Annotated in this window: 19 protein-coding genes; 5 read left to right on the top strand and 14 right to left on the bottom strand. The window is 71.3% G+C overall.

From position 1 onward, the window contains the following. Window positions 1–26 precede the first annotated feature (26 nt). Both AC3IYJ_RS27845 and AC3IYJ_RS27840 read left to right on the top strand, forming a co-directional pair. Window positions 27–1478 carry a cytosine permease gene (locus AC3IYJ_RS27845; RefSeq protein ID WP_489397444.1) on the top strand — a complete coding sequence of 484 codons (1452 nt, stop codon included), beginning with the start codon at window positions 27–29 and terminating at the stop codon, window positions 1476–1478. Between the two features lie 63 nt (window positions 1479–1541). Further along, entirely contained in the window at window positions 1542–2528 is a 987-nt protein-coding gene (locus AC3IYJ_RS27840; RefSeq protein ID WP_489397443.1) for an LLM class flavin-dependent oxidoreductase, read from the top strand. A gap of 66 nt (window positions 2529–2594) precedes the next feature. Here AC3IYJ_RS27840 and AC3IYJ_RS27835 read toward each other — a convergent pair whose 3' ends face one another. The 4 genes from AC3IYJ_RS27835 to AC3IYJ_RS27820 form a co-directional block, all read right to left on the bottom strand. After that, complete coding sequence (locus tag AC3IYJ_RS27835) at window positions 2595–4031, bottom strand: sugar porter family MFS transporter (RefSeq protein ID WP_489397442.1); 1437 nt, start codon at window positions 4029–4031, stop codon at window positions 2595–2597. A gap of 226 nt (window positions 4032–4257) precedes the next feature. Further along, the gene (locus AC3IYJ_RS27830; RefSeq protein ID WP_489397441.1) at window positions 4258–8079 is read right to left on the bottom strand and encodes an AAA family ATPase; all 3822 of its coding nucleotides are present in this window, start codon (window positions 8077–8079) and stop codon (window positions 4258–4260) included. Window positions 8080–8306: 227 nt separating this feature from the next. Continuing rightward, window positions 8307–8522 carry a hypothetical protein gene (locus AC3IYJ_RS27825; protein WP_030227372.1) on the bottom strand — a complete coding sequence of 72 codons (216 nt, stop codon included), beginning with the start codon at window positions 8520–8522 and terminating at the stop codon, window positions 8307–8309. A gap of 359 nt (window positions 8523–8881) precedes the next feature. After that, window positions 8882–9163 carry an acylphosphatase gene (locus AC3IYJ_RS27820; protein ID WP_489397440.1) on the bottom strand — a complete coding sequence of 94 codons (282 nt, stop codon included), beginning with the start codon at window positions 9161–9163 and terminating at the stop codon, window positions 8882–8884. A 134-nt stretch (window positions 9164–9297) separates the two neighbouring features. Here AC3IYJ_RS27820 and AC3IYJ_RS27815 point away from each other — a divergent pair, with 134 nt between their 5' ends. Together AC3IYJ_RS27815 and AC3IYJ_RS27810 are read left to right on the top strand one after the other, a co-directional pair. Continuing rightward, window positions 9298–10140: a CAP domain-containing protein gene (locus tag AC3IYJ_RS27815; protein WP_489397439.1), complete on the top strand. Its 843-nt coding sequence runs from the start codon at window positions 9298–9300 to the stop codon at window positions 10138–10140. A gap of 23 nt (window positions 10141–10163) precedes the next feature. After that, the gene (locus AC3IYJ_RS27810; RefSeq protein ID WP_489397438.1) at window positions 10164–11105 is read left to right on the top strand and encodes an oxidoreductase; all 942 of its coding nucleotides are present in this window, start codon (window positions 10164–10166) and stop codon (window positions 11103–11105) included. A 119-nt stretch (window positions 11106–11224) separates the two neighbouring features. Here AC3IYJ_RS27810 and AC3IYJ_RS27805 read toward each other — a convergent pair whose 3' ends face one another. Beyond that, window positions 11225–11827: a flavodoxin family protein gene (locus AC3IYJ_RS27805; protein ID WP_489402956.1), complete on the bottom strand. Its 603-nt coding sequence runs from the start codon at window positions 11825–11827 to the stop codon at window positions 11225–11227. Window positions 11828–11967: 140 nt separating this feature from the next. On the opposite strand from AC3IYJ_RS27805, the gene AC3IYJ_RS27800 reads away from it, so the two are divergent. Beyond that, window positions 11968–12381: a winged helix-turn-helix transcriptional regulator gene (locus AC3IYJ_RS27800; RefSeq protein ID WP_489397437.1), complete on the top strand. Its 414-nt coding sequence runs from the start codon at window positions 11968–11970 to the stop codon at window positions 12379–12381. Here the strand turns inward: AC3IYJ_RS27800 and mutM are convergent. The 9 genes from mutM to AC3IYJ_RS27755 form a co-directional block, all read right to left on the bottom strand. Next, on the bottom strand, window positions 12354–13235 hold the full coding sequence (gene mutM / locus AC3IYJ_RS27795) for a bifunctional DNA-formamidopyrimidine glycosylase/DNA-(apurinic or apyrimidinic site) lyase (protein WP_489397436.1): 882 nt from the start codon (window positions 13233–13235) through the stop codon (window positions 12354–12356). The genes AC3IYJ_RS27800 and mutM overlap by 28 nt on opposite strands. A gap of 129 nt (window positions 13236–13364) precedes the next feature. Continuing rightward, a complete protein-coding gene (gene rnc / locus AC3IYJ_RS27790) occupies window positions 13365–14270 on the bottom strand; it encodes a ribonuclease III (RefSeq protein WP_489397435.1) in 906 nt (301 codons plus the stop codon). A 19-nt stretch (window positions 14271–14289) separates the two neighbouring features. Next, on the bottom strand, window positions 14290–14463 hold the full coding sequence (gene rpmF, locus AC3IYJ_RS27785; protein WP_003965982.1) for a 50S ribosomal protein L32: 174 nt from the start codon (window positions 14461–14463) through the stop codon (window positions 14290–14292). A 2-nt stretch (window positions 14464–14465) separates the two neighbouring features. Further along, window positions 14466–15113, bottom strand: coding sequence for a YceD family protein (locus AC3IYJ_RS27780; RefSeq protein WP_489402955.1), 648 nt, complete (start codon window positions 15111–15113; stop codon window positions 14466–14468). Between the two features lie 152 nt (window positions 15114–15265). After that, on the bottom strand, window positions 15266–16342 hold the full coding sequence (locus tag AC3IYJ_RS27775; protein WP_489397434.1) for an ATP synthase subunit B family protein: 1077 nt from the start codon (window positions 16340–16342) through the stop codon (window positions 15266–15268). A 118-nt stretch (window positions 16343–16460) separates the two neighbouring features. Continuing rightward, the gene (coaD, locus tag AC3IYJ_RS27770; RefSeq protein WP_489402954.1) at window positions 16461–16940 is read right to left on the bottom strand and encodes a pantetheine-phosphate adenylyltransferase; all 480 of its coding nucleotides are present in this window, start codon (window positions 16938–16940) and stop codon (window positions 16461–16463) included. A 29-nt stretch (window positions 16941–16969) separates the two neighbouring features. Further along, entirely contained in the window at window positions 16970–17548 is a 579-nt protein-coding gene (gene rsmD, locus AC3IYJ_RS27765) for a 16S rRNA (guanine(966)-N(2))-methyltransferase RsmD (protein ID WP_489397433.1), read from the bottom strand. A 63-nt stretch (window positions 17549–17611) separates the two neighbouring features. Next, window positions 17612–19828, bottom strand: coding sequence for an ATP-dependent DNA helicase RecG (recG, locus tag AC3IYJ_RS27760; RefSeq protein WP_489397432.1), 2217 nt, complete (start codon window positions 19826–19828; stop codon window positions 17612–17614). Window positions 19829–19865: 37 nt separating this feature from the next. Further along, complete coding sequence (locus AC3IYJ_RS27755) at window positions 19866–21545, bottom strand: DAK2 domain-containing protein (protein ID WP_489397431.1); 1680 nt, start codon at window positions 21543–21545, stop codon at window positions 19866–19868. Between the last annotated feature and the right edge of the window lie 83 nt (window positions 21546–21628).

Genomic DNA, 21628 nt, shown 5'->3' with positions numbered 1-21628 from the left:
CCCCGCCTCCCCCACGGAGTAGACGTATGCCTGCCGAGACGACCACCGTCGAGTCACGCGGACTGGAGCCCGTCCCGGACGGCGAGCGGCGCGGCCGGGTCCGCGAGCTCGTGCCGACCTGGGTCGCCGCCAACATCAGCGTGCTGCTGCTGACCATGGGCGCCGGCCTGGTCATCTTCAACAAGCTGAACATCTGGCAGGTGCTCGTCGTCGCGATCGCCGCGCCCGTGGTCTCGTACGGGATCGTCGGCCTCATATCCATCGCGGGCAAGCGCGGCGGCTCCCCCGGCATGGCGCTCTCCCGGGCCGTCTTCGGGCAGCGCGGCAACCTCTTCCCCGGCGCCCTGATCTGGGTCGCCCGCTGGGGCTGGGAGACCATCAACGCGGTCAGCGGCGCCTACGCCGTCCTGACCGTGCTCGACCTGGTCTTCGGCATCAAGAAGAACACCGCCCTGATCGTGGTCACCCTGCTCTTCTTCGTCGGCTGCACCTTCCTGGTCTCCGGTCTCGGCATCAACGCGCTGCGCGTCTGCTCCAAGTGGTCCACGTACCTCTTCGGCGCCTTCAGCGTGCTCGTCCTCGGCTACCTGATCGCGGAGACCGACTGGTCGGCCGTCTTCGACAAGCCCGCCGGATCCACCGCGATGATGGTCGCGGGCATCGGCACCATCGCCGCCGGAGGCATCAGCTGGGTCCCCTCCGGTCCGGACTTCACCCGGTACCTGCCCCGCACCGCCTCCGCGAAGGGCATGGTCGGCGCCACCATCGGCGGCGCGGCCGTCGTCGTCATCCCGATGGTGCTGATGGGCGCGGTGATGGCGGTCGCCACCCCCGACCTGGCCACCGCGCAGGACCCGGTCTCCTTCATCGGCGAGCTGCTGCCGACCTGGATCGCGGTCCCGTACCTGCTGATCGCCCTCGTCGGCATGCTGCTCATCAACTCGATGTCCATGTACTCGGCCGGCTTCACCGCCCAGACCCTCGGCATCAAGGTCCCGCGCGCGGCGGCGGTCAGCGTCAACGCCGTCATCAGCCTGGTCTTCGGCTTCCTGCTGATGGTGGTCGCCACCAGCTTCTTCGGATCCTTCATCTCCTTCCTGACCCTGCTCGCCGTGGCCTTCTCCGCCTGGATCGGCGTCTTCGGCGTCGACATGCTGCGCCGCACCTCCTACGACAGCGCGGCCCTGCTGGACACCACGCGGAGCAGCGCCTACTGGTACCGGGGCGGTTTCGCCTGGCAGGCCATGACGGCGTGGGGCCTGGCCCTGGTCGTGGGGCTGCTGTTCACGAAGGTCGACTGGTTCAGCGGCCCGCTCGCCACCACCTGGATCGGCCGGAACGGCCTGGGCTGGGCTGCGGGCATCGTCACCTCGGCCGTCCTGTACGCGGTCCTGCCGCGCTCGGGCCCGGCGGCGCAGGCCCCGGTCGCGCAGGAGCCGGAGCGGGAGCCGGTGCCCGCCGGATCCCTGTCCAACTGACGCGACGTCAGCTAACGTCCCCCTTCGCCCGCCCACCCACCTCCGGCGAAGGGGGACTTCTCCATGCCCATCACCGTGGCCAGGTTCAATCTCATCGACCCGAACGGCACCCCGGAAACCCTCTCCGCCCGGTACAAGGCCGCGCTGGAGATGGCGAAGTACGCGGACGACCGCGGGATCGACACCATCCAGACCGAAGAGCACCACGGCACCGACAACAACTGGCTGCCGTCCCCCTTCGCCTTCGCGGGCGCGGTCTTCGGTGCCACCCGCCGGATCGCGGTCACCGTCTCGGCGATCATCGGCCCGCTGTACGACCCCCTGAAGGTGGCGGAGGACATCGCGGTCCTCGACCTCCTCAGCGGCGGCCGCCTCGTCACGGTGGCCGGCATCGGCTACCGGCCCGAGGAGTACGAGCAGCACGGCGTCGAATGGGGCCGGCGCGGCAAGCTCCAGGACGAGCTGCTGGAGACCCTGCTGAAGGCGTGGACCGGCGAGCCGTTCGAGTTCCGGGGCCGGACGGTACGGGTCACCCCGCGGCCGTTCACCCAGCCGCACCCGCTGCTGCTGGTCGGCGGCAGCTCGCAGGCGGCGGCCCGTCGCGCGGCCCGGCTGGGGCTGCCGTTCTTCCCGAGCGCGCACCTGCCGGAGCTGGAGGCGTACTACAGCGCGAAGCTCGCGGAGTACGGCACGGAGGGCTTCTGCATGATGCCGGCGGCCGAGACCCCGCTGCTGCACATAGCCGAGGACCCGGACCGGGCTTGGGCCGAGTACGGCGAGCGCTTCCTGCACGAGGCGGGGATGTACGCGTCCTGGCAGTCCAAGGACATCCTCAGCGCCGTCCGCTCGGGCGCGCGCACGGTGGCGGAGCTGCGCGCGGAGGGCGTGTACCGCATCCTCACCCCGGACGAGGCGGTCGAGTACGCCCGCGCCGCCGGCGAGGCGGGGAACCTGGTGCTGCACCCGCTGTGCGGCGGGATGCCGATCGACGAGGGCTGGCGGAGCCTGCAGCTGCTGTGCGAACAGGTACTGCCCCGGCTCAAGGCCTGAGCCGCAGGGGCCCGGCCGACCGGGGCAGTACCCGCTGCGAGAGGAGAGAGGTGTTGGCGGGGGTGGTTACCCCATCTCCTCCAACGCCTTGCCCTTGGTCTCCGGCACCCACTTGAGGATGAACGGGATCGAGAGCACGGCGAAGACCGCGTAGATGACGTAGGCGCCGGACAGGTTCCAGTCCGAGAGAGTCGGGAACGAGACGGTGATGACCCAGTTGGCGATCCACTGGGCGGCGGCCGCCACGCCGAGGGCCGCGGCGCGGATGCGGCCCGGGAACATCTCGCCGAGCAGGACCCAGACCACCACGCCCCAGGACAGGGCGAAGAAGAGCACGAAACAGTTGGCCGCGATGAGCGCCACGAGACCCTGGGCGTGCGGCAGGGCGATGTCGCCGCCGCTGGTGTCCTTGTAGGAGAAGGCCCAGGCGGCGAGCCCGAGGGAAATCGCCATGCCCACGGACCCGATGAGCGCGAGGGGCTTGCGGCCGATGCGGTCCACGAAGACCATCGCGATCACCGTGCCGATGATGTTCACGACGGAGGTCTCGAAGGAGTACAGGAACGAGGAGCTCGGGTCGATGCCGACCGACTGCCACAGCGAGGAGCTGTAGTAGAAGATCACGTTGATGCCGACGAGCTGCTGGAAGACGGACAGGCCGATGCCGATCCAGACGATCGGCAGGAAGCCGAGCCGGCCGCCGAGCAGGTCCTTGAAGGTGGACTTGTGCTCGGAGCGCATGGCGTGCTCGATGTCCGCGACGCGTCCGTCGAGGTCGACGTGCTCTCCCTCGACCTCGGCGAGCACCTTCTTGGCCTCGTCGTTGCGGCCGACGGAGATCAGGAAGCGCGGGGACTCCGGGATGACGAAGGACATCAGCCCGTAGAGCACGGCCGGGACGACCATGACGCCGAGCATCCACTGCCAGGCTTCCAGGCCGCCGATCTTCCCGCGCTGCTCACCGTCGGCGAGGTTGAGGATCCCCCAGTTGACGAGCTGGGAGATGGCGATGCCGATGACGATCGCGGCCTGCTGGAAGGAGGCGAGCCGGCCGCGGTACGCGGGCGGGGACACCTCGGCGATGTAGGCCGGGCCGATGACCGAGGCCATGCCGATGCCGAACCCGCCGATGACCCGCCACAGGGCGAGGTCCCAGAGCGCGAACGGGAGGGCCGAGCCGACGGCGCTGGCCGTGAAGAGGACGGCGGCGATCTGCATGCAGCGGATCCGGCCGATCCGGTCCGCGATGCGGCCGGCGGTGGCGGCGCCGAAGGCGCAGCCGATCAGCGCGGCGGCGATCACCTGGGCGAGGGTGCCGGCCCCGACGTCGAAGCGGTCCCGGATCGCGACGACGGCGCCGTTGATCACGGAGCTGTCGTAGCCGAAGAGGAAACCGCCCATGGCCGCGGCCGCGGTGATGAAGATGACGTGCCCGAGGTGGTCGGGCTGGGACGCGCGGCCGCCGCCTGATGCCGAGGCCTGCGTGCTGCTGCTGCTGGTCAAGGTCTGCTCCTGCGTGCCCGGCTGCAGTGACGGGCGGTGGGGTCGATTCCTACCAGTGGCGCACAGGTCAAGATCGGGCACCACCCGGAGGAGAGGCGGCCCAAGAGAGCCTATGTGTTCATTTCTTGAAGTCAAGGGAGCGAGAGGGGCCGGTTTTCTCGTAGATGAAGAGGAGTTGAGGGGGCGTCATCATTCAGCTATTGAATGAACGAGGGGCTGACGCGTGTCACCGCAGACGCTGGCTGATGACCTTCGAGACCCCGTCGCCCTGCATCGACACGCCGTAGAGCGCGTCCGCGACCTCCATGGTCCGCTTCTGGTGCGTGATCACGATCAGCTGCGAGCTCTCCTGCAGCTCCTCCATGATCCGGATCAGCCGCTGGAGGTTGGTGTCGTCGAGCGCCGCCTCGACCTCGTCCATCACGTAGAACGGGCTGGGCCTGGCCTTGAAGATGGCGACCAGCAGCGCCACGGCGGTCAGCGAGCGCTCGCCGCCGGAGAGCAGCGAGAGCCGCTTGACCTTCTTGCCGGGCGGTCGGGCCTCCACGTCGATGCCGGTGGTGAGCATGTTGCCTGGGTCGGTGAGGATCAGCCGGCCCTCGCCACCGGGGAACAGGCGCGAGAACACCCCCTCGAACTCCCGGGCCGTGTCCCGGTACGCCTCCGTGAAGACCTGCTCGACCCGCTCGTCCACCTCCTTCACGACCTGAAGGAGATCTGACCGCGTTTTACGTAGGTCTTCCAGCTGCTCGCTGAGGAATTTGTGCCGTTCTTCCAGGGCCGCGAACTCCTCCAGGGCCAGCGGATTGACCTTGCCGAGCTGCTGATAGGCACGCTCGGCAGCCTTCAACCGCTTCTCCTGCCGGGCCCGTACGAAGGGTTCCGGCCCGGCGTCCTCCGCCTCCCGCTCCCCCTCCCCCTCCGCGGGCGGGCTCGGCGGCACCGGCTGATCGGGGCCGTACTCGGCGACCAGCCCCGCCGCCGCGATTCCGAACTCCTCCAGGGCCCGCGCCTCCACCTGCTCGATCCGCATCCGCTTCTCCGCCCCGAGGACCTCGCCCCGGTGCACGGAGTCGGTGAGCTTGTCGAGCTCGTCCTTGAGGCCGCGGCCCCGGCTCCTGGCCTCGTCGAGCTCCCGCTCGCGCAAACCCTTGCCGTACTCGGCCGACGTGCGCTCCTCGGCGGCCCGGGACAGCGACACCTCGATGTGCGCGAGCAGCTGGCGGGCGCCGTCGGCGACGGCCGCGGCCACCCGGGCCTCGTGGCGCAGCCGTTCGCGACGGCGCTCGGCCCTGGCCCGGTCCTCCCGCTCGGCGCGGGCCGCGCGATCGAGTCCGTCCGCGCGGCCCGCCAGGCCCTTGAACCGCTCCTCATGGGTCCTGAGCTGCAGCCGCGCCTCCATCTCGGTCTGCCGCGCGTTCGCCCCGTCGGCGGCGAGCCGGTCCCTGCTGGAGGTGTCCGGCTCGTCCTCCACCGGCATCTCCTCGGCCACGGCGAGCCGTTCCGCGCACTCCTCCACCTCGGCCAGCGCCTGCTCCAGCGCGTCCTGCGCCTTGGCCGCGGCCGCCGCCGCGCGCTCGGCCTCGCCCGCGGCCCCCTTCGACTGACCGGCGAGCCGCCCGAGCTGCTGTGCGACCCCGGCCCGCGCCTGCTCGGCGGCCCGCCTGAGCTCACCGAGCTCCTCAACGCGCGCGCCCACCTCGGAACGCCGCTGCGCGGCCGCCGACTTCTCCTCCTCCAGGGCCAGGCACCGGCCGTCCAGCCGAGCGCGCTCGGCGTCCGCCTCGTCCACGGCCGCCTGCACCTCGATCAGGCTGGGCACCCCGGCGGAGCCGCCGTGCGCGAGATGCGCCCCGAGGACGTCGCCCTCGGCGGTCACCGCCACCAGATCGGGCCGCTCGGCGACCAGGGCCTCGGCCTCGTCGAGTCCGCCGACCACCACGTAGTCCCGCAACACCCAGGCGACGGCCCGCACCAGTGCGGCGTCGCCCCGCACGAGCCTCCCGGCGGGGATGGCGGTCCCGCTCTCGGCCAGGGTCTTCACAGCCGTCTCTGCCTCGGCCTCCGCCTCGGCTACAGCCAGTCCGTCCCGCGCACCGGACCCGGGGACGGCCGCAGCGGCCTGCGCCGTGGCTCCCGGAGCGGCAGAAGCAGCCGACGCAGCCGAGGCAGCCGAGGCAGCTGAGGCAGCTGAGGCAGCGTGCCCTGCGGGGGTGCCCTGGCCCGGGACCGAGGCCTCGGTCCCGGCAGGCGCCCCGGCCACGGCCCCGACGCCGGGCCCCGCCGGGGCCGCCGCCTGGCCGGGAAGGGCCGGGACGGGCCGGTCGCCGGACGGGTCCGGCGGGGTGATCAGGAACGTGGCCCGGCCCGCGTCCGTGGTGCGCAGGTGCCGGATCGCGCCGGACGCCGAGGCCGGCGAAGCCACCGTCACCGCGTCCGCCGCCGCGCCCAGTGCCGCCGCCACCGCCACCTCGTAGCCCGGGGTCAGCGACAGCCGCCGGGCCGCCGGGCCCAGCAGGCCTTCGAGCCGCGCCGCCAGCACCGCCCCGGTGCCGTCCTTGCGGCGCAGCCCCATCGCCAGGGCCTCGCGGCGGGCCGATACGGCCGCGCGTGAACGTTCCGCCGCCGCCAGCGCGTCGCGCGCCGCGCCGAGTCCGGCCTCCGCCGCCGTCAGCTCCGCCCGCGCGGCCTCGTACGCACCCTCCGAGTCCGGCGAGGAGTCGTCCTCCGCGACCTCCTCCGCCAGCGCCTCGTACTCCTCCTGCGCCGCTGCCGCGCGGGACTGGGCCCCGTCGCGCGCCGCGACCAGCCGGTCGATCTCGGCCTGGGCCGCGCCCGCGCGGGAGCGGGCCGCGCCCAGTCGGCCCGTCAGCCGCGCCAGGCCCTCGCGCCGGTCGGCGATGGCCCGCGCCGCGTCCCGCAGCCGGCGTTCCTCCGCGGCCAGCGAGCCCTCCAGCTCGGCGCGGTGCGAGACGGTGTCCTCCAGCGCCCGGGAGGCCGCCACCAGCGCGGCCGTCAGTTCCGCTTCCTGCTCGCGGATCCGTGCCGCTTCCCTCTCCATGTCCTGCGGATCGCGGCCCCGGCGCTCCTCCTCGGGCGGTGCCGAGGCCGACTTGACCCGGGCGTCCGCCAGGGACGCGGTCCCGCGTACCCGTTCGGCCAGTTGCGACAGCTCGTACCAGGTCTGCTGCGCCCGCTGGAGCCGCGGCGCGAGTTCCCGTACGGCTTCCTCCAGTTCGGATTCCCGCCGCAGCGCCGCGGCGAGCTGCGCCTGGGCCGCGTCCTTGCGCTCCTTCAGCGCCGCTTCGTCGGCGATCTCCGCGTCGAGCGCGCCCTTCAGCGTCACGAGGTCGTCGGCGAGCAGCCGCAGCCGCGCGTCGCGCAGATCGGCCTGGATCACGGCCGCCCGCCGGGCCACCGCCGCCTGCCGGCCGAGCGGTTTGAGCTGGCGGCGCAGCTCGTCGTTGAGGTCCTGGACGCGCGCCAGATTGGCCTGCATCGCGTCGAGTTTGCGCAGCGCCTTCTCTTTGCGTTTGCGGTGCTTGAGCACTCCGGCCGCTTCTTCGATGAAGGCTCGGCGGCCCATCGGATCGGCATGGAGCACGGAGTCCAGCTGGCCCTGTCCGACGATGACGTGCATCTCGCGGCCGATGCCGGAGTCGGAGAGCAGCTCCTGGATGTCCAGGAGACGGCAGGTGTCACCGTTGATCTGGTACTCGCTGCTGCCGCCGCGGAACATGATCCGGGTGATGGTGACTTCGGCGTAGTCGATGGGCAGCGCGCCGTCGGAGTTGTCGATGGTCAGAGAGACCTCGGCGCGGCCGAGCGGCGGGCGTCCGGTCGTGCCGGCGAAGATGACGTCTTCCATCTTCCCGCCGCGCAGGGACTTGGCTCCTTGTTCACCCATGACCCAGGAGAGCGCGTCCACCACATTGGACTTGCCGGAGCCGTTGGGGCCGACGACGCAGGTGATGCCCGGCTCGAAGCGCAGGGTGGTGGCGGAGGCGAAGGATTTGAAGCCACGCAGGGTCAGGGACTTGAGGTGCACGCCGCCGGACTCTACCTTTCACGTTCGGTTTCGCCCATGAAGGTGCAGGGCACTTCAGACGTTAAAGGAAGGGGCCCCTCACCTGGCGCAACGCGCCAGGTGGCCTCGCGGCGGAAGGCGCGAGAAGGAGCACCCGGCAGGCAGACCTCCGGCAAGAAAGAAGGGACGCCGAAGCGCCCCTTGCAGATCTTGCGGTACTTGTTGGTTGAGCGACGAGGGAGCGCGGATCAGGTGAGCGCAGGCTCCGCCTGGGGTACGTCGAGGTCGATGCTGTCGAGCAGCGAGTCTCCGTGCTGTGCGGCGGCCGCGTTCAGTGCGTCGTTTTCGGACTGGATTCGTCCGAGCTCGGACTCGAGGTCCTGGACGCGCTGCTGAAGCCGTCGCATCTCGGCGAGGAGTCGCGGGTCGGAACCGCCGACGTAACCGAGAAGCGCCTTTGCCATGATGGATGGTCCTCCACACTGAGTGACCGACCGAAAGCGGTGTGGGTCGTGAGGGAATCGCACCCGCGGATGTCCGGCAGCGACTGTCAGTCACTGCGCACTTCCTTTGGCTAACTGCCAACACTGCCAAACAGCTCAGGTGCGCGGGGCTTCCAGCGTCTCACCAAAAAGTTTGACGGTCAACACGATCACGCCCTGTATCGGCGGGCAGCCCGGTCCTCGCAAGGGATGTGGAGATCATCCTCGTCTCCGAGCCTTCCACGGATCCTCCGCGTCGGCAACGCGTCACCGAGGAATGCGCAGATCCGACCATGTGCGGACCATCCGGAGATCTGTTCAGTGCATGATCAGTCGATCGCTCACCGGATCGCGAACCCTTCGTAGCCGCCCCGCGGTGTGCCCCAGATCTCCGTCACACCGTCGACCCTCCCGGGCGTGTCGGCGCCGTGGAGCCACTCCAGGAGCCGGTGGCAATTCTCACGTTGACCTTCGGCCACCACCTGTACTCGACCGTCGTCGAGGTTGAGCGCGAAGCCGGCCAGTCCGCCGATCTCCAGGGCATTGGCCCTGGTGAACCAGCGGAAGCCCACTCCCTGTACACGGCCGCGCACCCAGGCGGTCATGCGGACATCTTCATTCATGCCTGAACGCTAACCGGGCAAACACTTTCGGGTCACATCCCCCCTTGGCGCCATGGCGTACAGTCGCGCACCAATGAGCTCACCCATTCGGGTGAGTACCCCTTGATCTTGAACCCCGAGGAAGGTAATTCGCGATGGGACGCCACCGACTCCAAGCCGCACCCCGTCGCGGCACGAAGCGCCGTACCGCCGTGCGTGGCGGCCTGCTCGGCGCGGCCGTGGCCGTGGTCCTGGGTACGGCGGCGGTGACCACGGGCGTGGTCCCGGTCGGTTCCTCCTTCCCCTACGTGGGCGTCGCGGGCTCGGGCTCCGCCGCCAAGGCGGACGCCGGGGCCCAGGCCTCACCGAGCCCCGGGAGCGCGCTGGAGCAGCAGGGCGGCCTCGCCAACCTCTCGGGCCGCGCCTCCGCCGGGCCGGGTTCCGCTTCTGGTTCCCCCTCCCCTTCCGCTTCCCCCTCTCCCTCCGCCTCGCCGTCCCCGTCGGCCAGTCCTTCCCCGACGCCCTCGGCGGAGCCCTCGAAGGCCCCCCAGCCGACCCCTACCCCGGCCGCGCCCAAGCCGCCCGCCCCGAAGCCGGCCACTCCCCCGGCCACAACCGGCGACTCCTCCGCGGAAGCCGCCGTGCTCGCCCTGGTGAACCAGGAGCGCGCGCAGGCCGGCTGCGTCCCGGTCCGGGCGAACCCGCCGCTGGCCGCGCTGGCCGCGGCCTTCAGCAAGGACATGGCCGTCCGGGGCTTCTTCGACCACACCGACCCCGACGGCAGGACCCCCTGGGACCGGGCCACCAATGCCGGGATCTCGGGCCTGGGCGGCGAGAACATAGCCCGCGGGCAGGGCGACGCCACGGCCGTGATGAAGGCCTGGATGAACAGCCCCGGCCACAAGGCGAACATCCTCAACTGCGAGTTCCGCACCCTCGGCGTGGGCGTCTACAACGCCGCCGGCGGCCCCTGGTGGACCCAGGACTTCGGTTTCTAGGCCTCGGCGGAGATCATTCCGCCATGACCTCAACCACGGGCACGACCACGACCGACACCGACGGAGCGGCGGCCGCGGGCACCTGGAAACTCGGTGACCTGGAGATCAACCGCCTGGGTTTCGGCACGATGCGCCTTCCCCAGACCGGCGAGGCCCTCATCGCCGACGCCACTCCGCGCGATCGCAACCAGGCCATAGCCGTGCTGCGCCGCGCGGTCGAGCTCGGCGTCAACCACCTGGACACCGCCGCGTTCTACTTCTCGCCGCTGCGCTCGGCCAACGAGCTGATCAACACGGCCCTGGCCCCCTACCCGCAGGACCTCGTCATCACGACGAAGGTCGGGCCCGGCCGGGACAAGTCGGGAGCCTGGCTCCCCCACGCCACCCCCGGCGAACTGCGCGGTCAGGTCGAGGAGAACCTGCGCCAGCTCGGCCGCGACCACCTCGACGTGGTCAACCTGCGGGTCCTGGGGACCGATTCGATCGCCGAACGGTTCGGCGCGCTGGCGGAGCTGCGCGAGGCCGGGCTCATCCGGCACCTGGGCATCTCCAACGTGACGCCCGAGCACCTCGCGGAGGCCCGGGCCATCGCGCCCGTCGTCTGCGTGCAGAACCCGTACGGGATCGGGGTCCGGCCCGATCAGGAGGCCTTCGTCCGCAGCTGCGGCGAGCAGGGGGTCGCCTTCGTCCCCTTCTACGCGATCGCCGGCGCGGGCCGCGAGGCGGGTCCGGGCGAGGACGCGGACGCCATCGGGGTGGCCGAGGTGCGGGAGGTCGCGCGGGCCCACGGCGCCAGCCCCGCGCAGGTCCGGCTGGCCTGGACCCTGAGCCAGGGGCCGCACGTACTGGCCATCCCCGGCACCGGGGACCTCGGCCACCTCGCGGACAACGTGGCCGCGGCGGCCCTGCGGCTCTCCGAGGCGGAGCTGGCCCTGCTCGACACGGCCCACCGCAGGGCGGCCTGACACACGACGGCCCGACACGAGCGGGACGAGCGAACGGGAGAGGGGCACGGCCGCGGTGCGGCCGTGCCCCTCTCCCGTCGTGCCCAAGGGCCCGTCGCGCCCTAAGTACCCGTCGTGCGTCAGACCGCTTCGGCGGCCAGCGCAGCGCGGCCCGCGACGAGGACGCGGGTCTGCTCGGTGACGCGGCGGCCAAGGTGCTCGGCGGTGGCTATGTCGGCCTTGTGGACACCCTCGGGACCCTGGTCGGTGTGGGTCTGAGCGGCGGCGCCGTCGAAGAAGCCGAGGCGGTTGATGTCGTTCTCGGAAGCGGTGGTGGCGTTCCAGCCCGGCTTCAGGCCCAGGTTGACCCAGCTCATGCCGTGCTGCGCGGCCAGCGTCTGGAAGAAGCCGAGGGTGTGGCCCTTGTCGCCGCTCTTGGAACCGGAGTTGGTGAAGCCGGCAGCCACCTTGTCCTGCCAGCCGAAGGTGAACCACACCTTGGAGGTGGCTTCGGCGAAGGCGTGGAAGGCGCCGGAGGCGGTGCCCATGTAGGTGGGGGCGCCGAAGATGATCGCGTCGGACGCGCCCAGGAGCTCCCACTGGGCGTCGTCGATCTCGTCGACCTTGACCAGGTGCACCGTCGCACCGGCCTCGGCGGCTCCCGACCGGACGGCCTCGGCGATGACGGCGGTGTGGCCGTAGCCGGAGTGGTAGGCGATCGAAACGACGGGGGCGTGCGTGATACCGGACAAGGCTGATCTCCCTCGAAAGCTCCGCGGTCGGCCGCGGCGCCGTGCTGTTGGTGCGACGGGAAACAGCCAACCACTAACTTTTGGAAAGCGCAAGCAAAACGATCAGCGCTGTGCGGTAGTACGCTGAAAGCATGCAGACTCCAGCCTGTAGCGAAGCCGACGACGCCGCCGCTACCGATCCGTCCTTCGATGTCTTCGCGCGCGCGTGTCCGTCCCGGGAGACCCTGGAACACGTCACGGGCCGCTGGGGCAGCCTCACCGTGGGCGCCCTGCGCGAAGGCTCGTGCCGCTTCAACGAGCTGCGCCGCCGCGTCGACGGCGTCAGCGAGAAGATGCTGTCCCAGACCCTGCAGGCGCTGGAACGCGACGGCATCGTCACCCGCGAGGCCCAGCCCACCAACCCGCCCCGGGTCGACTACGAGCTGACCCCCTTCGGCGCGGAGATCGCGGAGCGCCTCGTCGCGCTCATCACCCTGCTGGAGGAGCGGATGCCCGAGGTACTGAGCTCCCGCTCCGCCTACGAGGCCGCGCGCGAGGGTCGCTGACAGCGCGGGCAGAAGTAGCTCGACCGGTTCATCCACGGCCGGCGCCGCATCGGGGTACCGCAGCGGCGGCAGGGCTCGTCCTCGCGCCCGTACGCGTCGAGGGAGCGGTCGAAGTAGCCCGACTCCCCGTTGACGTTGACGTACAGGCTGTCGAAGCTGGTGCCGCCGGCGGCGAGGGCCGCGTTCATGACGTCGCGGACGTGGCCGAGGAGTTCCGCGCTCCGGGGGCGCGTGAGGGTGGCAGTGGGGCGCTCGTAGTGCAGTTTGGCGCGCCACAGCGCCTCGTCCGCATAGATGTTGCCGACCCCGCTGATCAGCGACTGGTCGAGCAGCGCCCGCTTGATGGTGCTCCGCTTGGCGCGCAGCGCCAAGTGGTAGGCCGTCTCGTCGAAGAGCGGGTCCAGCGGGTCCCGGGCGATGTGCGCGATCGTCTCGGGCAGTCCGTCCTCGTACCCGTCCGTCCCCTCCGCGACGCTCTCGTGCAGCGACATGCCGCCGAAGGTCCGCTGGTCGACGAAGCGCAGCTCGGTGCCCGCGTCGTCGCGGAACCGCACCCTGATGCGCAGGTGCTTCTCGTCGGGGGCGTCCTCGGGCTGGACCAGCAGCTGCCCGCTCATCCCGAGGTGTCCGAGCACGGACATCTCCCGCTCGGCCAGCGGCACCCACAGGTACTTGCCGCGCCGCCGCGCCACGCCGAAGGTCTCCCCGGCCAGCCGCGCCGCGAAGTCGGCTCCGCCGCCCGCGTGCCGGCGTACGGCGCGCGGATGCAGCACCTCGACCGCTTCCACGGTCCGCCCGGCCACCCAGCGTTCCAGTCCGCGCCGCACCACTTCGACTTCGGGCAGCTCGGGCACGGGGTCCTCCGGAGGGGTGCGGTCGTGAACGCTCCCGGCGAGCGTACCGGCCACCCGGACCCGGGCCGGAAACGGGTCCGCCCGCCCCTGCCGAGGCAGGGGCGGGCGGGGGAAATCCCGAAGAAAGCGTCAGGCTCCCGGTGTCGGGGCGGCGGGCGTCGGCGCCTCGCCATCCCCGGCGTCGGTACCGGTCGCGGCCGAGGCCCCGTCCGGGTCCGACTCCGAGACCGGGTCCGGCTCCGAGACCGGAACCCCGGTCGGAACCGGAGCGGCAGCGGCCAGGGCTTGCGCCGCGATCCGCTCGTCCGCCTTGGCGCGGATCCCGCGCCAAGCGGACTCCGCCGCCTGCTGTTCGGCTTCCTTCTTGCTGCGGCCGGTGCCGGTGCCGTACGAGACACCACCGACGCGGGCGGCAGCGGTGAAGGTCTTCTCGTGGTCCGGACCTGTCTCGGTGACCAGGTATTCCGGCACACCAAGACCTTCGGCCGCCGTCAGCTCCTGGAGACTGGTCTTCCAGTCCAGGCCGGCACCGAGGTTGGAGGACTTCTCGATGAGCGGGTCGAAGAGCCGGTGAACCAGCTCCGAGGCCGCGTCGAGGCCCTGATCGAGGTAGACCGCGCCGATCACCGCTTCAAGCGTGTCGGCGAGGATGGAGGCCTTGTCCCGGCCACCCGTGCCCTCTTCACCCCGGCCGAGCCGGACGAAGGAGCCGAGTTCGAGGCCGCGCCCGACCTCCGCAAGTGCGCGTGAGTTGACTACCGCTGCCCGCAGTTTGGCCAGCTGGCCTTCCGGCAGGTCCGGGTGAGTCGTGTACAGCGTGTCCGTGACCACCAGGCCCAGCACGGAGTCCCCGAGGAACTCCAGCCGCTCGTTGGTGGGCAGACCGCCGTTCTCGTACGCGTACGAACGGTGGGTCAGTGCACGCACCAGAAGGGCGGACTCGAGGTGATACCCGAGCCGCCCTTCCAGAAGCGTGTGGGACGAGGCCGCGTTGTTACTGTCTGCCTGCTTCTCAGCGTTGGACAGCTCAGACATTGCGCCTCTCACCAGCCGCTCAGACCTCGAGGACCTGGCGCTTGTTGTAGGTGCCGCAGCTCGGGCACGCAATGTGCTGGAGCTTCGGCTCCTGGCAACGCTCACACGAAACCAGGGTGGGGACCGCAGCCTTCCACTGCGACCGGCGGTGGCGCGTGTTGCTGCGCGACATCTTCCGCTTCGGAACAGCCACGGCTACTTCTCCTGCTTCTCGGCGGCGCCCTGAACTCCGTCGGAGGCAGTGCCGCTCATATTGTCCTTCTCGACGCCCTGATCGGTGACGAGTCCCTGCAATGCCGCCCAACGGATGTCGACGGCGTCATGGTGGTGGTCCGGGTCGTCGTTCAGGCTGAGCCCGCAATCGGGGCACAGTCCGAGACAGTCCTCCCGGCACACCGGCTGCAGCGGCAGTGCGAGCACCACCACATCGCGCAGCACGGGTTCGAGGTCGAACAAGCCGTCCTCGATAAAGAGCGTGTCCTCGTCGTCCTCGGCGTCGTCGGCCGGCTCCGCCTTGGAGCGGTTCCGGTCGTCGGCGTCAGGGTACGAGAACATCTCCTGGAAGTCCGCCTTGAGCTCTCGCTCGACGGCCTCCAGACACCTTACGCACTCTCCCACGGCCGAGCCACGGGCGGTGCCTGTGACAAGCACCCCTTCCATGACCGACTCGAGGCGGAGCTTGAGGTTCAGCTTGCTGCCTTCCGGCACTCCGATGACTCCGGCGAGACCGAGGTCCCCCGGTGCCGCGATTTCACGGGACAGCCGCAGCATGGCACCAGGACGCCGCCCCAGCTCGTGCGTGTCGAACACGAGGGGGTTGTGGTGGTCGAGGCGGGTATTCAGGGCTGTTCCTGCTTTCACAAAATCACTGGAGACTGCTGAAGATCAATGCTTCCGCCACTCATGGGCAGCATGGATCGCGGTGCATACGCGCGACCGAAGAGCCAGGATACCCGCCCCTTCGCCCTGAGCCCAATCCGGGTGGGCGACGGAGGTCAGCGGCCCTGCTCGTACTGACGCAGCTGATCCAGGTTGATCATGCTCGTGTCGAAGAAGCTGGTCTCGTCGAGCGCCGCCTGCTGGTCCGGTGTGCCCTGCTGCGGCTGCTGGTAGCCCGCATAGGGGTCCGGCTGCTGCTGCTCGTCGTAGTGCGCGGCGTAGGCCGCTCCGGTGGAGCCGGTGCTCGCACCGGAGTACGGGTCCGGCTGCTGCTGTACCTGCTGGTAGCCGCCGTAGGGGTCCTGGTAGGAGTAGGCGTCCTGCTGGACGGGCTGCTGGTAGGCGTAGGTGTCGTACACGGGCTCCGGCTGCGCCTGCATCTGCGCGGGGATCAGCGGGGCCTCCGGCTCGGCCAGCCCGGCCAGGAAGTCGGCGTCGCTCGCCGAGCGGGACTGCTGGAGCCCCGCGGCGTCCTGGGCGGCCATGTGCGCGCCGAGGTCGTCCGTGGCCACCCGGCCGAGGAGCTTCTGGCGGCCCCGGCCGACGGCCTCCAGGGTCTTGGAGAGCACCGCCTCGAAGGTGGCCAGCTTGGTGTCCACGTACGCGTCCGCCTGCTGCCGCTGCGTCTCGGGGTCGTGGCTGCGCTCGGGCGCCTCCGCGTCGGGGTAGCCCTGCTCGTCGAGCCCGGCCCCCCGCCCCAGGAGCTTCTCGCGGCCCCGGTCCACCGAGCCGATGGTCTTGGTCAGGACCACCTCGAAGTTGGCGAGCTTGCTGTCGACGTAGTCGTCGGCCTCGGCCCGGACCTCCTCGGCCTCCCGGCGGGCATCCGCCAGGATCCGGTCGGCCTCGTCCTGGGAGCGCCGGGCGACCTCGGTGTCGGAGATCAGCGAACCGCGCTGGGCGTGCGCCGACTCGATGATCCGGTCCGCCTCCCGGCGGGCCTCCTCGACCATCTGTTCCCGGCCGCCGATGAGCTCCTGCGCCTGCGCGAGCGAGCCCGGCAGGGCGCCCCGTACCTCTTCGAGGAGTGCGAGCAGCTCGGCGCGGTTGATCACGCACGAGGCCGACATGGGCATGGACCGGGCGCTGCCGACGGCCGCGACGATCTCGTCGAGCTTCTTCTGCACGTCCATGGGGGCTCGCACTCTCTCGGCCTCGGGCGGTTCCCGAGACGGACGGGACGACTTTAAGGCCACTGGGCCGGGAGCCGACACCGACTGACTCGGCGTCAGGGATTTGGGCGGCCGGACCTCAGCGGTCGGACAGCCGCTCCATGAGCGCGGTGTGCACATGGGCGGGCAGCAGGTGGGCGACGTCGCCGCCCCAGGTCGCCACTTCCTTGACCAGTGAGGAGGACAGGAAGCTGTAGGTGGGGTTGGTCGGGACGAAGAGCGTCTCGACGCCCGAGAGCCCCATGTTCATCTGGGCCATCTGGAGCTCGTAGTCGAAGTCGCTCACCGCGCGCAGGCCCTTGACGATGGCCGGGATCTCGCGCTGCTTGCAGAAGTCGACGAGGAGTCCGTGGAAGGACTCGACCTCGATGTTGCCGTAGCCGGCGGTCGCCTCGCGGATCAGCTCGATCCGCTCGTCGACGGTGAAGAGTCCCTGCTTGGACTGGTTGATCATCACGGCGACGTGGACCACGTCGTAGAGCCGGGAGGCCCGGCCGATGATGTCGAGGTGTCCGTTGGTGATGGGGTCGAACGACCCGGGACAGACGGCGCGGCGCAACTTGATTCCCTCGCTCCCCGGTACGGGATTCATGACTCTTCGCTGATGGTGGCGGCTCGGCCGTACCAAAGGGTGCCTTCGCCGTACTTCCGGGACCGGAGCGGTTCGAAGCCCTCGGGCCACGGGAATGCGCCACTCCTCGTCCTGCGCTCCACGGTGACGAGCGCATCGCCCGTGAGCCAGCCATTGGACCGGAGTGTGAGCAGGATCTCGCGAAGATCGTCGTGCGCCACCTCGTAGGGCGGGTCCAGGAAGACCACGTCGTACGGGTCCCCGTGCGCGGGAACGGCCGCGATCTGCTCGGCCCTGCCGGCCCGGAACTCGGCGCCGGGCAGGCCGACCGACTTGATGTTGTCCCGGATGGCCTTGGCCGCCTTGGCGTCGGGCTCGACCAGCAGCGCGTGGTCCGCGCCGCGGGAGAGCGCCTCCAGGCCTACGGCGCCGGAGCCCGCGTAGAGGTCGAGCACCCGGGCCCCCTCGATGCCGTGCAGCGACTCCCACGTGGAGAAGAGGCCTTCGCGCATCCGGTCCGAGGTCGGGCGGGTGCCGGTGCCGGGCGGTACGGCGAGGCGTCGCCCGCCTGCGCTTCCGGCGATCACGCGGGTCATCTGGGGGTCCTTCGGTGGGGGCGAGCAGAGGAGGTACAGGCCTTCAACGATAGGTCGTACCGCTCACCCCTTCTCCAGGTACTGCTCCCGCTCGGTGTCCAGGAGGGCGTCCAGGGCGGTCTTCAGGCCCGGCAGCCCCGCGAGCTCCGGGTCGGCGGCGACCACCCGGGTGGCCTCCTCGCGGGCCTGGGTGATGACCTCCTCGTCCTCGATGACCGCGAGCATGCGCAGTGAGGAGCGGACCCCGGACTGGGCCTGGCCCAGTACGTCGCCCTCGCGGCGCTGCTCCAGGTCGATGCGGGAGAGCTCGAAGCCGTCCAGGGTGGCGGCGACGGCGGCGAGCCGGGCGCGGGCGGGGCTGGCCTCGTGCATCTCGCTGACCAGCAGGCACAGTCCGGGGGCGGAGCCGCGGCCGACGCGGCCGCGCAGCTGGTGGAGCTGGGAGACGCCGAAGCGGTCCGCGTCCATGATCACCATGACGGTGGAGTTGGGGACGTTGACCCCGACCTCGATGACGGTGGTGGCGACGAGGACCTTGACCTCGCCCGCGGTGAAGCGGCGCATGACGGCGTCCTTGTCGCCGGGATCCATCCGCCCGTGCAGCACCTCCACGGACAGACCGGCGAGGGGGCCGCGGGTGAGCTGTTCGGCGATCTCCAGCACCGCGAGCGGGGGCCGCTTGTCCCCGTCCTCCTCGGCCGCCTTCTTCTTGGCCGCCTTGCCGTTCTTCGCATCGTCCTCCCCGTCGCCGATGCGCGGGCAGACCACGTACGCCTGGTGCCCGTTCTCGACTTCCTCGCGGACCCGGTCCCAGGCCCGGGTCAGGAAGTGCGGCTTGTCCTTGGCGGGCACCACGTGGGTGGCGATCGGGGAGCGGCCGGCCGGCAGCTGGTCCAGGACGGAGGTCTCCAGGTCGCCGAAGACCGTCATGGCCACCGTGCGCGGGATCGGGGTCGCGGTCATGACGAGCAGGTGCGGGGGCTGCTTGCCCTTGGAGCGCAGCGCGTCGCGCTGCTCCACGCCGAAGCGGTGCTGTTCGTCGACGACGACCAGGCCGAGGTCGTGGAACTTCACCTTGTCCTCGATGAGGGCGTGGGTTCCGATGACGATCCCGGCCTCGCCGGTGACCAGGTCGAGCAGGGCCCGGCGCCGCGCGGGCACTCCCATCGACCCGGTGAGCAGCACCACCTTGGTCCCCTGGTCGAACCCGCCGAGCATGCCGCCCTCGGCGAGCTCGCCCATCATCTCGGTGATGGACCGGTGGTGCTGCTGTGCGAGCACCTCGGTGGGCGCGAGCATCGCGGCCTGCCCGCCGGAGTCGACGACGGCGAGCATGGCCCGCAGGGCCACCATCGTTTTTCCCGAGCCGACTTCTCCCTGGAGGAGCCGGTGCATGGGGTGGTCGGTGGCGAGGTCGTCGAAGATCTCCTTGGAGACGGTCTCCTGGCCTTCGGTGAGGGTGAAGGGGAGCTTGGCGTCGAAGGAGTCGAGGAGGCCGCCGGGGGTGGGGCGGCGGGGCACGGCGGGGAGCTGGGAGTCGGCGTGCCGGCGGCGGGCGAGGGCCACCTGGAGGACGAAGGCCTCGTCCCACTTCAGACGTCCGCGGGCGTCCTCGATGTCGGCCTTGGTGGCCGGGCGGTGGATCTTGAGCAGTGCTTCGGTGAGCGGGACCAGCCCGCGGTCCTCGCGCAGCGCGGGCGGCAGCGGGTCCACGGCCTCCTGGACGCTCGGCAGGACCGCGTCCACGCATTTGGCGATCTTCCAGGACTCCATCTGCTTGCAGGCCGGGTAGATGGGGATCAGCTGGTTGGCGAAGGCGGCCGCCGCGTCGGACTCGCCGGCTTCCGCGCCCAGCGGCTCGTACGCCGGGTGGGAGAGCTGGAGCTTGCGGTTGAACATGCCGACCTTGCCCGCGAACATCGCGCGGCTGCCGGGCAGCAGTTCCTTGTGCGGTTTGTGGACGCCGGAGCCGAAGAAGACGAGCTGGATCCGGCCGCTGCCGTCGGTGATGGTGACTTCGAGGCGTTTGCCGCCGCCGCGGCTGCCCTGGTAGGTCAGCAGGCGGGCGTCGGCGACCTGCGCGACCACCGTGACGTGCTCGTCGATCTGGTCGGCGAGCTCGGCCAGCGAGGTCAGCTCGCCGCGCTCGGCGTAGCGCCGTGGGTAGTGGTGGAGCAGGTCCAGGGCCGTGTGCAGGCCGAGCTGCTCGGCGAGCACCTTGGCGGTGGCGGGGCCGAGGGTCTTCTTGAGGTCTTCGTCGAGCGCGGGCACGTGTTCCATTGCACACCATGGCGCTGACACGGCGGCCCTTCGACCCTTATTCGACCCCGATGAGCAGCGGCGCCGACCCGCGGCCGCCCCGGTAGGTCACGGTGTCCACGGCCAGGTGCGCCTGCTGGACGTACGCCTCCAGACGCGCGGCCAGCGTCTCCGGCACCTCGGGTCCCAGGACCAGGGTGACGAGTTCGCCGCCGGAGCCGAGCATCCGGGCCAGGACGGCCTCGGCGGTCCCGGTGAGGTCCGGGCCGATGACGGCCACGTCCCCGTCGATGAGGCCGAGCACGTCGCCGGCCTGGCAGATGCCGGCCGAGGTGAAGGACTGCCGTTCGGCGACGGCGAGTTCGCCGTAGCGGGTGGCGCCGGCGGCCGCGGTCATGGCGACCACGTCCTCGTCGAAGGTGCCCTCCGGATCGTGGACGGCGAGCGCGGCCAGACCCTGAACCTCGGAGCGGGTGGGGATCACGGCGACCCGTACGCCGTCGGCGCGGGCCTGCTCGGCGGCCGCGGCAGCCACGGCCCGCAGTTCGGCGGCGTTGGGCAGGAGCACGATCTCGCGGGCGTGCGCCCGGCGGACGGCCGTCACCAGGTCGGAGACAGCCGGGGGCGCATCGGGCCGGGCGAGCACGGTGGTGGCCCCGGCCTCCCCGCACAGTCCGGCCAGCCCCTCGCCCTGGACCACGGCGACGACGGCCCGCTGGGCGCGCTCGCCTCGGGCCCGGCGCCGCTCGTCGCCGAAGTGCGTGATGCGGATCCGGTAGGGCCGCCCGGCGACCACTCCGGCCTCCACTGCCGCGCCGGGGTCGTCGACGTGGACGTGGACGTTCCACAGTCCGTCGCCACCGACCACGACGAGGGAGTCGCCGAGTCCGTCGAGCCGGGTCCGCAGCTCCTCGACCAGCGCCTCGGCGGCCTCCAGCAGGTAGACCACCTCGTACGCGGGTCCGCCCAGCTCCTCCGCGCAGGGCTCCGGCGGCTGCGGTACGGCCACGGCCCGGCCGCGCACCGGCTCGGCGGCCGGTTCCTGCCCGGACAGGGCCTGCCACAGGGCTCCGAGTACGGCGACCAGTCCGCAGCCCCCGGCGTCGACCACTCCGGCCCGGCCCAGCGCGGCCAGCTGGCCCGGGGTCTCGGCGAGGGCCGCGCGGGCCCCGTCGTAGGCGGCCCGTGCCACGTCGGCGGCGGTCCCGGCGGCCTCCTCGGCGCCCGCGGCGGCCCGCGCGGCGGCGGCGGCGACGGTGAGCATCGTGCCCTCCACCGGATGCGCGACGGCCTGGTACGCCTCCTCGGCGGCCCGGGTCAGCGCCTGGGCCAGGAGCCGCGCGGGCCCGCGCCCGGCGGGCTCGTCCGCGAGTACGTCGGCCACTCCGCGCAGCAGCTGCGCGAGGATCGTCCCGGAGTTGCCCCGGGCGCCTATCAGGGCTCCGTGCGCGAAGGCCCGTACGGCCTGCGGGAGGGAGGTTCCCGCTGTGCCGTCCGTCACGCAGTCGAAGGCGTCCCCGAGCTCCCGGTCGGCGGATTCGGCGGTCAGGTAGAGGTTGGTCCCGGTGTCCGCGTCGGCGACGGGATAGACGTTGATCGCGTCGATGTCCTCGCGGGCCCGGCCCAGTGCGGCCAGGGCCAGCGCGCTCCAGGTGCGCACCGCTTCGGCGTCGAGGGCGTCGCGCTCGGCGCACTGGGCGCGCTCGTCGAGGGGGTGCGGTTGCGGCTCGTGCGCCACCGGGCGTTCCTCCTTGTGCGGGCCAGGGTTCACCGCAGGGTAACGAAGGACGGCCTGGAGGGCGGGACCCCGGGGCGGGGGTA

The sequence above is a fragment of the Streptomyces sp. GL_140 genome (assembly GCF_057834465.1).
This window is presented reverse-complemented; position numbering and strand designations above follow the sequence as displayed.

What these genes read in the sequence shown, in the direction of transcription:
- AC3IYJ_RS27815 (WP_489397439.1), top strand. Translation starts at nt 9,298, where the DNA reads ATGGGACGCCACCGACTCCAAGCCGCACCCCGTCGCGGCACGAAGCGC.
- rnc (WP_489397435.1), bottom strand. Translation starts at nt 14,270, where the DNA reads ATGTCTGAGCTGTCCAACGCTGAGAAGCAGGCAGACAGTAACAACGCG.
- AC3IYJ_RS27845 (WP_489397444.1), top strand. Translation starts at nt 27, where the DNA reads ATGCCTGCCGAGACGACCACCGTCGAGTCACGCGGACTGGAGCCCGTC.
- AC3IYJ_RS27820 (WP_489397440.1), bottom strand. Translation starts at nt 9,163, where the DNA reads ATGAATGAAGATGTCCGCATGACCGCCTGGGTGCGCGGCCGTGTACAG.
- AC3IYJ_RS27775 (WP_489397434.1), bottom strand. Translation starts at nt 16,342, where the DNA reads ATGGACGTGCAGAAGAAGCTCGACGAGATCGTCGCGGCCGTCGGCAGC.
- AC3IYJ_RS27840 (WP_489397443.1), top strand. Translation starts at nt 1,542, where the DNA reads ATGCCCATCACCGTGGCCAGGTTCAATCTCATCGACCCGAACGGCACC.
- AC3IYJ_RS27800 (WP_489397437.1), top strand. Translation starts at nt 11,968, where the DNA reads ATGCAGACTCCAGCCTGTAGCGAAGCCGACGACGCCGCCGCTACCGAT.
- recG (WP_489397432.1), bottom strand. Translation starts at nt 19,828, where the DNA reads ATGGAACACGTGCCCGCGCTCGACGAAGACCTCAAGAAGACCCTCGGC.
- AC3IYJ_RS27825 (WP_030227372.1), bottom strand. Translation starts at nt 8,522, where the DNA reads ATGGCAAAGGCGCTTCTCGGTTACGTCGGCGGTTCCGACCCGCGACTC.
- AC3IYJ_RS27810 (WP_489397438.1), top strand. Translation starts at nt 10,164, where the DNA reads ATGACCTCAACCACGGGCACGACCACGACCGACACCGACGGAGCGGCG.
- rsmD (WP_489397433.1), bottom strand. Translation starts at nt 17,548, where the DNA reads ATGACCCGCGTGATCGCCGGAAGCGCAGGCGGGCGACGCCTCGCCGTA.